We start from the raw sequence: 12910 nt of genomic DNA, 5'->3' as shown, positions 1-12910 counted from the left end.
GTTCAGCGCGACCGCTGTGGTGGGGGCAGGGCGCTCAGGGCCTCCGGAGGGATGGTGTGGTCAAGGAGGTGGAGGGGGGCCGGGCGGACTCCGGCGGCTTCGGCGGCGTCCCAGTGGGCGAGGGCGCGGGGGAGGTCGACCAGGCCGTGGATCAGGGGCAGTTCCGTACCGGAGTCCGGGGCGGTGAGGTGGGCGTGGAGGAGGGACTCCAGACGGCACGAGGCGAGGGTGCCGGGGAGGTGGAGCGCGAGGTGCTGCTGGGTGCGGGCGGTGGCGTGGCCGGTGAGGGCGGCGGCCGGGAGGTCCGGTGACAGGTGGGTCTCGGTGGGGTCCAGGGCCAGCAGGCCACCCCCGACGATCAGTACGTCCTGCTCGTGCCGCATCCGGTCCAGGGCCCGCCCGGTGTCGAAACAGTGCGGGAAGGAGTCGTCCACGACGATCGTGCCGGGCCGCAGCCGGTCGACGTCCAGCAGGGTCGGGCCGCCGCTGACCGCCGTGACGATGACGTCGGCCGTGGCGTAGACCTCGGCGGGGAGGCTTCGAGGGTCGGCCGACTCGACGATCTGTACGGCCATGGTGGGGTGGTCGGCCGTCAGTTCGGCGGCCGGCTGCTGGAGGCGGGGGGCGCTGCCGGGCACATCGCAGAGCAGGAGCCGGGCCGGTGGGTGGGGGCTGAGGGCGAGGAGCAGGCGCAGGGACGATGTGCCGATGGAACCGCAGCCGACGACGGCGAGGGTGAGTTCGCCGAGGTCGCGGCCGGTCGCCTCAAGGGCGGTGCGGACGGTCTTGACCACGGCGACGGTCGTGGTCGCGTGCCCGGTGGTGAGGGTGGTGGTCGCGTGCCTGGTGGCGGGCGTCGTGGTCGTCGCCGCGGTCTCCCGGAGGACGTCGTAGCCGTAGCCGGTGAGGGACGGGATCATGCCGGCCAGGGAGACACAGCGGGCGCCGAGGGACGCGGCGTGGTCCACGGCGCGCGCGGTCAGGGTGGCCAGGGTGGTCACAGGGGCCGGGGCTCCGACGGGGAGCGGGCCGGTCAGCTCGTCGGCGAAGAGCGGGAGTGAGACGAAGCCGGATCTGCCGAGGGGGGTGGTGATGCTCTCCAGGAGTCTGGCCCCGCCGTCCGGGAAGAGGAGGGCGCGGATCTGCTCGCGGCTGGGGGCCGCGTGCGGGGGGAGACCGGCGAAGGCAGCCAGGTGGTGCGGGGCCGGGAGGTAGCCGATGAGGGCCGCGTCGAGGGAAGCGGCGGACGGGATGGATGGAGTGGACGAGATGGATGGAGTGGATGAGGCGGACGAGATGGATGGAGCGGCCGGGGTGGGCGAGGCGGACTGAGTGGGGGCGGGGATGTCGTCGCGGCGGGCGGCTTGCTCCAGCTGCGCCCTCAACTCTCCTGCGAAAGCGTCGAGTTCATCGGATGTGAGCGCGGTTGCCGGCGCGCGGGCCGTGACGCGGAGGCCTTCGCCGTTCGGGGAGGGGCGTGCGGCCAGGAAGACATCGGTGCCCACCGGTGGCGGGGCCAGCTCCGTCCCGGTGTCGTCGGCCCGGAGGGTCAGGGTGGTGTCGGGGGGCGTGCCCAGGGCGCTGAAGTCGAGGAACGTGAAGAAGAACTGGGCGGTACGGGGCAGGCCTTGGGGTGTTCGGAGGTCCAGGGGGCCGGCGGTGCGGGCCGCGATCGACTCAGTGGCGATACGGCGGAGGTCCTCGACGAAGTCGGGGGCCGCGCGTTCGCCGTCGGACGGGAGCGCCGGGCGGAGTGCCACCGCCTCGGCGAACGGGCCGAAGACGCGATGTGCGTCCCGCGTGGTCTCGTCCCTGCCGGTGACGGCCAGCCCGAGGACCAGGTCGCGTCGGCCGGTGAGGGTGGTGAGGGCGCGGTGGTACGCCGTGAGGACCGGGGCGTGGAGCGTGGTGCCGGTGCTCTGGGCGAGGTGGCGCAGGGCGTGGGTGCGGTCGGCGTCGAGGGTGAAGGTGGTGGTGTGGAAGGCGGGGGCGGTGCCGTCGGGGCGGGGTGCTCGCAGGACGGGTGGGGTGTAGGGGGTGAGGTGGCGGGCGCGGTACGCCTCGGTCTCCGGGGTCGTGGGCCGGCGGGGTGCGGTCCGGTGGAGTGCGTGTGCATGGAAGGTGGAGTGCAGTGGCTCCAGGCCGTGGGGGAGGCCGTCTTCGAAACGGCCGTACACGGTGAGGAGTTCGCGGGTGAGGAGAGCCGCGCTGTAGCCGTCGCCGATGAGGTGGTGGGCGTGGACGAGGAGTACGTGTTCGTCCGGCGCGACGGTGAAGAGGCGCAGGCGCAGCAGGGGCCAGGCCCAGGGTTCGAAGCGGCGGTTCGCCTCCTCGGCGGCCCGTTCCTCCAGGAGGCCGGGGTGGGCCAGGGCCTCCGTCTCCACGGGGAGCCGTAGCGAGGCCGGGAGTTCCTGCTGCACGGGTGGGCGGGCGCCCGCCGGGAAGACCGTGCGGAGCATGGGGTGCCGGGCCATGAGGACGTCGACGGAGCGCTGGAACAGGTCCGGGTCCAGGGGGCCGTGGATACGGAAGCGGGCCAGCCAGGCGGGGTTGGCGCCGGGGCTACCGGGGCTACCGGGTGTGGTGGGTGTGCTGGTGGCGAGGGCGTCGGCGAGGAGGAAGCCCTGTTGGGAGGGGGTGAGGGGGTAGGGCGTGGGGGCGTGTTCGGTCTGCTGGCTCTCGGGTGGAGTGGGCGCGGTGGCGGTGACGGTGGTGGAGTCGATGCTCGCCGCCAGGGCGGCCAGGGTGCGGTGCGTGTAGACGGCGGTCGGGCGTGGCAGGGCGGGGCGTTCGGGGCGTAGGCGGGAGAACAGTTCCAGCACCGTGATGGAGTCGCCGCCGAGTGCGAAGAAGTCGTCCTGGCGGCTGATCTCGGACTCCGGTACGTCCAGCAGTTCGGACCAGATGCGCGCCAGCAGGTGTTCGGTGGGGGCCGCGGGAGGCGTGCGCGGGGGCTCAGCGGGCGTGCACGGCATGCCGGTCGGCGTGCTCGGGGCGGCTTCGGCGCGGGGAGCGAGGCGGTTGCGGTCGATCTTGCCCGTGCCGGTCAGAGGGAGGGCCGGGAGGGAGTGGACGCGGGCGGGGAGCATGTACGGGGGGAGGGTGCGGGAGAGGAAGGCGCGCACCTCGCGGGGGTCGAGCCGACGGGGGTCGACGTCGTGGGGCGCGAGGGTGTGGGGCGCGAGGGTGTGCGTGCCGGTCCTCGGCTCGACGTACGCCTCCAGCCGCCCGTCACGCAGCAGTACGGCCGCGCGGGCCACGCCCGGATGGGTGAGCAGGGCGGCCTCGACCTCACCGAGTTCCACGCGGTGGCCGCGGACCTTGACCTGGTCGTCGAGTCGGCCCAGGAACTCCAGTACCCCGTCGGCCGTACGGCGGACGCGGTCGCCGCTGCGGTACCAGCGGCGGCCGTCCCGTTCGGTGAAGGCGGCGGCGGTGAGGTCGGGATCGCCCAGGTAGCCGGGGGTGAGACCGGTTCCGGCGATGAGGAGTTCGCCGGGTTCACCGGGGGCGCGTTCGCGTCCGTCCTCGCCGATCACGGTCAGTTCGGTGCCGGCGACGGGGCGGCCGATGGGGAGGTGGCGTATGTCGTCGGCGGGGCGGGTGTCGATGATGTGGCAGGTGGCGTTGACGGTGGCTTCGGTGGGGCCGTAGAGGTTGGCGATCCGGTGGGGGTGCGGGGTGTGCCGGGGGCGCGGACTGTCGCCGACGGGGGTGGTGAGGAGGTCGAACCAGCGGCGTACGTGGGCCGCGGGCAGGGCCTCGCCGCCCACGTGGACCCAGCGCAGGGCGGAGAGGTCGGGGGGCGTGCCGTGCTGCCGGGTGCGTTCCTCGGCGGCGGTCAGCAGCCGTTCCCACAGCGTCGGGACCGAGCTCCACACCGTGATCCGGTCCGCCACGACGCGGTCGAGCAGGGCCTCGGGGTCGCGCAGCAGGTCGCGGGAGAGGGTGTGCACCGTGGCGCCGACCAGCAGCGGGGCCAGCAACTGCCGTACCGAGGCGTCGAAACAGGCCGACGCGGTCTGCGCGAGCCGGTCGCCGGGGCCGTAGCCGAACGTGGCCAGGGACCAGTCGAGGTAGTTCGTCATCGACCGGTGGGTGATGGGGACGGCCTTGGGGCGGCCCGTCGAGCCGGAGGTGAAGATGACGTAGGCGATGGCTTCGGGGTCGGGGGCGTCGCTCTCCAAGACGGCCGGCGGTGTGGTGTCGGACGGCTCGGACACCGGGACCGGTGTGACGCCGTCCAGGCCGGTGGCCGCCTCGTGGGTCGTCGGGTCGCAGACCAGTACGCGCACTCCCGTACGGGACAACTGGTCCCGGTGCCGGGCGGTGGGGTGGGTGGCGTCCAGCGGTACCCAGCCGGCGCCCGCCCGCAGGATGCCGACGACTCCGGTGACCGTGTCCGTGCCGCCCGGTTCGGTGAGGAGTCCGACCAGGTCGCCGGGGCGTACGCCGTGGGCGCGCAGTCGGGCGGCGAGGGCGGCGGAGGCGGTGTCGAGGGCGGCGTAGGTGAGCGGCGGCGTGCCCGGGGCGCCGGTGTCGACGGCGATGGACCCGGGTGTGGCCCGGAACTGTGCGCACAGGCGCTCCACGATGCCGCCGCCGACCGGTCCGGCCGGAGTGGCTGAGGGCCCCGCGACGGCGGCGCGCAGTTCGGTGACGTACTCGTCGGCGAGGCGGCGTACGGTCTCGGGGCGGAAGAGCCGGGCCGGGTGGTTCCACGACAGGCACAGGGCGGAGTCGGCCTCCCAGCAGAGGAGCCCGAGCCGGGTGGCGGCGGAGGCGGTGGCCGCGGCCGTCGGGGTGACGGTGACCGGCCAGTCGGAGCCGTGGACGACTGGGAAGCGGGCGAAACTGAACCCCGCCCCGGCGGCCGTGCGCGGGGCCGGGCCCGTGGCGGGCCGGAGTCCGGACAGCAGCCGGGCGAAGTCGGTGCTGCTCAGGGTCGCGTGGGCCTCGGCCTCACCCCAGATGCGGCGCAGCCGGTCGGCGAGCGCGGTGGCCGGCTCGTCGGGGTCGACGTCCACGAACACCGGCAGGGTGTCGGCCAGCGGCCCCACCAGACGGTCGATGCCGGCGATCGGCAACTCCCTTCGGGACCGCGCCACATTGACCGCGACGGACCGCCGTCCGCTCCACCGCGCCAGACAACGGCCGTACACCGCCAGCAGCAGGTGGAACAACGAGACTCCGTGCCGCGCGGCCGTCTCGCGGAGTGCGGCGGTCAGCGCCTCGTCGATGCCGGTGCGGTGGTGGGTGAGGGGCGGGGCGGGGGGTGCTTCGGGGTCGCCGTCGTACGGCAGGGAGAGGGAGGAAGCGGTGCCGTCGGCCAGGCGGTCGGCCAGGCGGTCGCGCCAGTACCGCTGATCCTCCGCGTACGCCGGGGACTGGCGTTCGGCGGTCATGGCGGCTGTGTAGTCGGCGAACTCGGCTCCTGGCTGCGGGAGTTGGGGAAGTGTCTCCCCGCGCACCAGGGCCGTGTAGAGCGACCAGAGTTCCTCGGCGAGGAGCTTGAGGCTGAAGCCGTCGGCGGCGGCGTGGTGGACGACCAGGAGCAGGTGGGCGAGGTGTGCGTCGTCACGGTCGTGGACGAGGACGGCTCGTACCGGGTCTTCCGTCGTCAGGTCGAACGGGCGGTTGCACAGCTCCTGTTCCAGTTGTCGAAGGTCGTGCGGTTCCCGTACCTCGTACCAGCGGGGTGCCGTGTCCACGGGTCCGGCGGGGGCGGCGTACTGGCGTGGGCGCGCGCCGGCCTCGCCGGTGAACCGCATACGCAGCATGGGGTGGCGGGCGGCGAGGCGGGCGAGTGCCCGGCCGAGGAGGGCGGTGTCGAGGGGACCGCTGATGCTCTGGCGTACGTAGCCGTAGGCGGTGATGCCCTCGTGAAGGGTTTCGGTGGTGTGGAAGGCGAGTTGGAGGGGGGTGAGGGGGTGCGAGGTGACGCCGGGCGTCGAACTTGACGTCGGCGTCGGGCTCGGTGTCGGGCTCGGCGTCTCTGTCGGTGGGGTGGTGGCCAGGTGGGTGGCCAGTTCGCCGAGCGTGCGGTGTTCGAAGAGGAGGGTGGCTGGGAGGGGGCGGCCGAGTTCGCGTTCCAGGCGGCGGGCGAGGTCGATGGCGGTCAGGGAGTCCAGGCCCAGGGTGAGGAACTGTTCGTCGTCGCCGATGTCCTGCGGGGAGCGGTGCAGGGCGTCGGCGAGGAGGCGACGAATGAGGGCGGTGACCTGGGAGGAAGCGGGGGTGCCGGTGCTCGTGGGCGCCTGATGGCTCGGGAGGGGCTGTCCGGTGGCGGCTGCGGGTCCGTCGTGGCTGGTCGCGCGGTTCGTTGCGGCACCTGTGCCCGTCACCTGTATGTGTGCCGCGTCCAGGCCGACGGCCGCGTGGAGACCCGCGAGGGCGGCCCGTACGGTCATGGGCGCGAGGCCGTGGTGTCGGAGCCGGGTGTGCGGGGTCGTCCCGCTCGCCAGGCCCGTGTCGGTGACGGGGCCGAAGGCGATCGTCTGCCAGGGGCGGCCGGCGGCGCGTTCGGCGGTGGCGAAGGCGTCGAGGAAGGAGTTGGCGGCGGCGTAGTCGCCGAGGGCGCCGGCGAGGCCGGGCAGTACGGCGGACACGGACGAGAAGGCGACGCACACGGCGTCCTCCTGGCCGTGCCGGCGCAGCGCTTCGGCGAGGAGGGTCGTGCCGCGCACCTTCGCCGCGAGTACGGCCTCGATCTCGTCGTCGGGCTTGCCGCGCAGGCTGCCGGGGCGGGCCGTGCCCGCCGCGTGGAACACGGCGTCCAACGGCGGCAGTCCGGCGACGAGTTCGTCGATGTCGGTCGCGTCGGTGATGTCGGCCGCCTGGTAGCGGGCGCGGGCGCCGAGGGCGCGTAGGTCGGTGAGCAGGGCGCGGGGCGGGGTGGCCGTGCGGCCGGTGAGGACAAGGGTGGGAGTGCCGCGTTCCGCGAGGTCACGGGCGAGCGCGGAACCGAGGCCGCCCGCGCCGCCGGTGATCAGGTAGGTGCCGTTCGGGGGGAGTGGCGTGGGGGAGCCCGGGGTGGTGGTGGCTACGGCTGTACGAGCGAGTCGGCGACCCGTCCGCCAGGCCACGGTTCCGCCCGCGCCGGGTGCCGCGGGATGGGCGACGCTCAACTCGCGTTCCAACGAGCTGAGTTGAGTGTCGAGCGGGTCCTGGGAAGACAGGTCGATGCTCAGGGAGGAGAGTCCCGGGTGTTCCTCGGGGAGGGCCAGGGCGAAGCCGTGCAGGAGGGCCTGGGCGGGACGGGACCGGGGGCCGGTGGCGAGGTCTCCACCGCTGCTTCCGTTGGTGCTGTTGGTGTCGCCGGTGCTGTACGCGTTCTCCGTGATCAGCAGCAGGCGGGTGGGGGTCGTGCCGAGCGAGGGCAGCACCTCGCGCAGGGCGGAGACGGCGGTGCTGGTCTCCGCCTCCGGGCCCGTGGCGTCACCGGCGAACCAGAGCACAACCTCCGGGGCGGCCGCCGCCTCTGCGACTTCCACCGGGGCTTCGGACCGGTTCGGCGTCATCGTCGGCGCCGACCCCGATTCCGACCCTGACCGCAGCACCGTCACTCCGCGCCCGGTGAGCCGGTCGGCGAGGGCCCGGCGGAGCGGGGTGTCGGCGCCGGTCAGACGTACGACGCGGGGGTCGGGGGCGGCGGTCAGCGGGGCGTCGCGCCAGAGGAGGGGCCGCGCGATGGGAAGGTCGTCGGGTGAGTCAAGTGTCGTACGCGGTCCGGGTGTTGCCCTGGGCTCGGGCGTCGTACGCGGCCCGGGTGTCGTACGCGGCGCAGGTGCCGTACCGGGCTCGGGCATCGTGTCGAGGCGCTGCGGCCAGTGGTGGCCGCGCTGGAACGGGTACGTGGGGACGGGCACCCGTCGCCGTGCCATGGCCGGAGAGGCCGGAGCTGTGGGGGCCAGCAGGGCCCCACGGGACCAGAGCCGACCGACGGTTTCGAGCAACGCCCCTGCCCCGGCACCGGCTTCCGGGCCGTCCGTGGTGGCGGGCAGTGCGGGCAGTGCGGGCAGGACGGTCACGTCGGAGGGTGTGACGCCGGGATGTGCGGTGGCCGTGGCGAGGATGGGGGTGGAGAGGGTGGCGCCGGGGCCGAGTTCGACGAACGTGTCGTAGCCCTCGTCGAGGAGTCGGGCGACGGCGCCGGCGAAGCGGACGGGGCGGATCGCGTGGTCGCGCCAGTAGCCGGAACCGGGGGTCAGGTCGGGGCCCCACCGGCCGGTGACCGTGCTCAGCATCGGAACGGTGGCCGGGTGCACGGTCAGGGCCTTCGCCGCGCTGTGGAGGGGGTCGAGTACGGGGTTCAGCATCGGGGAGTGGAAGGCGTGCGAGACGCGGAGGCGGCGGGCGGCCACTCCCCGGGCGGCGAGGGCCGTGACCGCCCGGTCGACGGCCTCCGCCTCGCCCGCCAGCACCACCTGCGAGGGTGAGTTGACGGCGGCCACGCAGAGCGTGCCGTCGGACTCGGCGACCACGGCGGCGACGGTGTCCTCGTCACCCCGTACGGCCGCCATGGCACCCGGCGCGGCGAGCCCGCCCACCAGGCGTCCGCGTTCGGCGGCGAACCCGACCGCCTCGGCCAGGGGCAGCGCCCCGGCGACGCACGCGGCGGTGATCTCGCCGACGCTGTGCCCCACGACCGCGTCCGGCGCCACCCCCCAGGCGGCCAGCTGCCCTGCCAACGCCACCCCGAACGCGACCAGCAGCGGCTGCGTCACCTCCGTCCGGGCCAGGTCGGCGGGGTCGGCGTCCTCGTCCAGACACCACGCGGCCAGGGTGCGGCCGAGCACCGGCCCGGTGAGGGACGAGGCCTCGTCCAGGACGTCACGGAACACGGGCGCAGAACCGTACAACTCCCGGCCCAGCCCGGGGCGTTGGGCGCCCTGGCCGGGAAGGACGAACACCGTGCGGGGCCGAGCCCGTACGGGTCCCATCGTCGCGAAGCTCGCGGAATCCCGCTTCCCCACCGCTTCGAGCCGCTCCGCGAGGTCGCCGTCCGCGACCACGGCGATCCGGTACGGCCTCTCGTCCCGGGCGGTGTTGACGCCGGCGCACACGTCACCCTCGTCCAGTTCGGGGTGGGCCCGCAGATGCGCGGCCAACTCGGCGACGGCGACGCGCAGTGCACCGGCGGTGCGGGCGGAAAGGGTCAGAAGGTGCGGACCGCCGGTGGCCCGGGGATCAGCGCCGGCTCCGGCGCCCGTCACACCCACGGCCCCACCCGTCGCACCCACGGCCCCACCCGTCACACCCACAGCCCCGCTCGTCACACCCACAGCCCCGCTCGTCGTTCCTACGGCCCCGCTCATCGCCCCTGCCAACCCCCTCGGCGCCTCCTCCAGAACCGCGTGCGCGTTGGTGCCGCCGAAGCCGAAGGAGTTCACGCCGGCGGTCAGCGGGCGGCCCTCCGTGCCGGTCCATTCCGCGTGCTCGGTGACCAGACGGAAGCCGGGGGCGGTGTGTGCGAGGAAGGGCGCGGGTGAGGTGGCGTGGAGGGAGGGCGGGAGACGGCGGTGGGAGAGGGCGAGGGCGACCTTGACGAGGGCGGGCATGCCGGCCGAGTTGAGGAGGTGCCCGACGTTCGCCTTGACCGAGCCGAGCCGGCGCGGGACCCCGTCGGCGCGGGGCGGGAACGCCTGGCCGAGCGACCGCGCCTCGACCGGGTCACCGATCGGCGTACCCGTGCCGTGCGCCTCGACGTACGACACGTCGGCCGGATCGACACCGCACTCCTCGTACGCCCGGCCGATCACCTCACGCTGCCCGCGCGGGGCGGGGGCGAGGAGGCCGAGGGAACGGCCGTCGTTGTTCACCGCCGTACCGCGTACGAGGGCGAGGACCGGGTCGCCGGCGGCGCGGGCGTCGTCGAGACGGGCGAGGACGAGAGTGGCGCCGCCCTCTCCCGGTACGAAACCGTCCGCGTCGGCGGCGAACGCGCGGCACCGGCCGGTCGGCGACAGCGCGCCCGTCGCTTCGAGGAGGCGGTGGCCGGTCGGGGTCAGGCCCAGGTTGACTCCGCCGACCACCGCGAGGTCGCACTCGCCGGACAGCAGGCTGCGCCGGGCCAGATGCAGGGCGACGAGGGCGGAGGAGCAGGCCGTGTCGACGGCCAGGGCGGGGCCGTGCAGGTCCAGTACCTGGGAGACGCGGGCGGCGATCAGGTTGGGGAGGTTGCCGGTGAGGGCGGCCGGGTGGCGGGCGAGGTCACCGCCGGCGGCCTCGGCCAGGATCTCGCGGTACCCGCTGTCACCGGCCGCCGCGAAGACCCCGACGCGGCGTCCGGCCCGGCGGGGCCCCGCGTACCCGGCACGCTCCAGCGCCTCATGGGCCAGCTCCAGAAAGATCCGCGCCTGCGGGTCGGTGGCCCGTGCCTCCGCGTCGTCCATACCGAAGAACCCGGCGTCGAAGGCCGCGGGATCGGCAAGGAAGGAACCCGGCCGGGGCCCGTCCTCCCACCGGCCCTCGGGCAGGCCCCCGACCGTGTCACCCCCGGCGGCCAGCAACTCCCAGAACCCTTCGGGTGTCTCGACCCCCGGGAACCGACAGGCCGCCGAGAGGATGGCGACAGCTCCGACGGAACCACCGGAACCACCGGAACCGCGATGGTGGCCGGGCCCGGGATCGGCGTCGGCATGGTGAGCGGCAGCGGAACCGGCCTCGACATCACCCCCGGTCACCTGCGGCTCCGCCGCGTGGGCGCGATCAGCCACGAGGACGGACCCGTGGCCGCCCCCGGACAGCTCCCCCCGACCCATGAGGCGCCCATCCACCCCCGGGCCCCGCTCCCCCAACAACCCCAGCACATACCCGGCCAACCCCACCACCGTGTCGTGGTCCCGCAGCGCACGCGGCTCCACCGTCACCGCGAACACGTCCTCCAGCCCGGCAAGCACAGCCATCGCCTTGAGCGAGGACCCCCCGAGGTCGAAGAACCGCTCCCGAAGCCCCACGTCGGACACGGGCACCTCCAGAACACGCGCCCACACCCCCCGTACCGACTCCTGAACCTCCCGCAGTGAACGGGGGACGACCCCTCCCACCCCGGCCGCGCGGCCCACCACCGCGACCGTCGCGTCGGCCCAACGCGCCTCGACAGCCGCGTACGCCCCACCCTCGAAGCGCGCCCGCAGCACCCCCCGGCGCAGTTTCCCGCTGGTGGTACGGGCGAACGCCCCCGGTGGCAACGGCAGTACCCGGACGTCGTCGTGGCCGAGAACCTCCCGCAGCCGGCCGGCTGCGGCGCGGAGCACCGGGGCGGCGGCCGAGGGGGCCGGGCGCACCCACTGCACGAAGGCGGCGACCCGTTCGCCCCCGCCGTCCGGATCGGTGGACCCCACGACGGCCACGGCCCCCGGCGGCAGCCCCGGCGTCGCGGCGACCGTCTCCTCCAGGTCCGACGCGTGGAACGTACGGCCGTTGACGAACACCACGTCCTTGTGGCGCCCGGTGACGCACAGCCGTCCGTTCCGCAGGAAGCCGAGGTCACCGGTACGCAGCCAGCCGTCACCGCCGAACGTCTCCGCGCCGGCCTCGGGCGCCCGGTGGTACCCGCGCCCCAACTGCGGCCCTCGTACCTCCACATGCCCGACCCGCAGCTCACCCGACGGCCCGCCGGAGCCACCGGTGATCCGTACCTGGCACCCCTCGACCGGCCGCCCCAGGTCCATCAACTCCACTGCGTGCGGCCCCGGTTCGGTCTCGGCCACCCGCCCCCGGCTGAGCGCGGCCCGGTCCAGCACCAACGGTGTCGCGGTCTCGCCCAGCGGCGGTACGGTCACCGCGAGGGTCGCCTCGGCCAGCCCGTACACCGGCAGCGGGGCGCGCGGGTCCAGCCCCGCCGGAGCCGTCCGGGCCGTGAACTCCCGCCAGACGCGCGGCGCGATGGGCTCGGCACCGACGAGCAGCAGGCGTACGCAGCTGAGGTCGAGGGCGGTGAGCGCGGTGGCCGGGACACGGCGGACCGCGAGGGCGAGGGCGAAGTTCGCGGCCGAGAGAAGGGTCGCGCGGTGACGGGCGACGGCCTCGAACCACAGGACGGGCCGCTTCGCGAAGGACAGCGGTTCGATCCGTATCTGCTTCAGACGCGCGGCCATGGGGACGAGATGCGTGCCGATGAGACCCATGTCGTGGAAGTACGGCATCCAGGTCGCGAGCACGTCGTCGGCGCTGATCGCCATCGCGGCGCGGATCTGCCGAAGATTGGCGAGGACCCCGGCGTGGGTCAGCTCCACCCCCTTGGGGGCGCCGGTGCTGCCGGAGGAGAACTGGAGGAAGGCGACCTCGTGGGGGGCGGGGTGGGGGAGGCGCTGCGGCGGACGACCACGACGGAGGTCGGCCAGCTTCAACACCCGTATCGCGGACGCGGGTTGTCGGTCCTGACCGTCGCGTATGTCGTGCATGTCGTGCATGTCGCGCATATCGCTCATGTCGCGCATGTCGGTGACGACGGTGAGCGTGCCCTCGTCCACCACGACGGGGGGCCTGCCGAGGAGTTCCCACACCGGGCCGATCCGGCGCGGCTCCGGGGCGAGGGGGACGGGTACGGCCCCTGCCGCCAGCGCGCCCCAGAACATCGGCTGGAAGGCGTCACCCCGGTCGGCGACCAGCGGCAGCGCGGTGCCCGGCGTCACGCCCGCCGCTATCAGTCCGCCCGCCACGCGCAGTGCGTCGTCGCGGAGTTCGGCGAAGGTGACCGTGTGCTCGACGCCGTCTCCCCGGACGTGCACGATGGTCTGGCCGGGGGCCTCCCGCGCCGCCGTCAGCAGCACGTCCAGCAGCGTCGACGCGTCTCCGCTCAAACCTTCATTCGATCTCTCCACCGTGCGGAGATTACAAGTAGGGCTGCACGGGACACCGTCGCCGCCGAACGCCCGCGTGTCCGAGCCGCCGTACGACCGGCTCC

General features: G+C 74.4%; 1 protein-coding gene. It reads right to left on the bottom strand.

The genetic code is table 11. From position 1 onward, the window contains the following. Positions 1-2 precede the first annotated feature (2 nt). Entirely contained in the window at positions 3-12806 is a 12804-nt protein-coding gene (locus OG622_RS23850; protein WP_371578661.1) for an amino acid adenylation domain-containing protein, read from the bottom strand. Positions 12807-12910: the final 104 nt, after the last annotated feature.

Origin of the sequence: Streptomyces sp. NBC_01314 (assembly GCF_041435215.1) — a bacterium.
Taxonomy (GTDB): Bacteria; Actinomycetota; Actinomycetes; order Streptomycetales; family Streptomycetaceae; genus Streptomyces.
The sequence above is the reverse complement of the archived record's forward strand: the minus strand, read 5'-3'. Positions and strand labels throughout refer to the sequence as shown.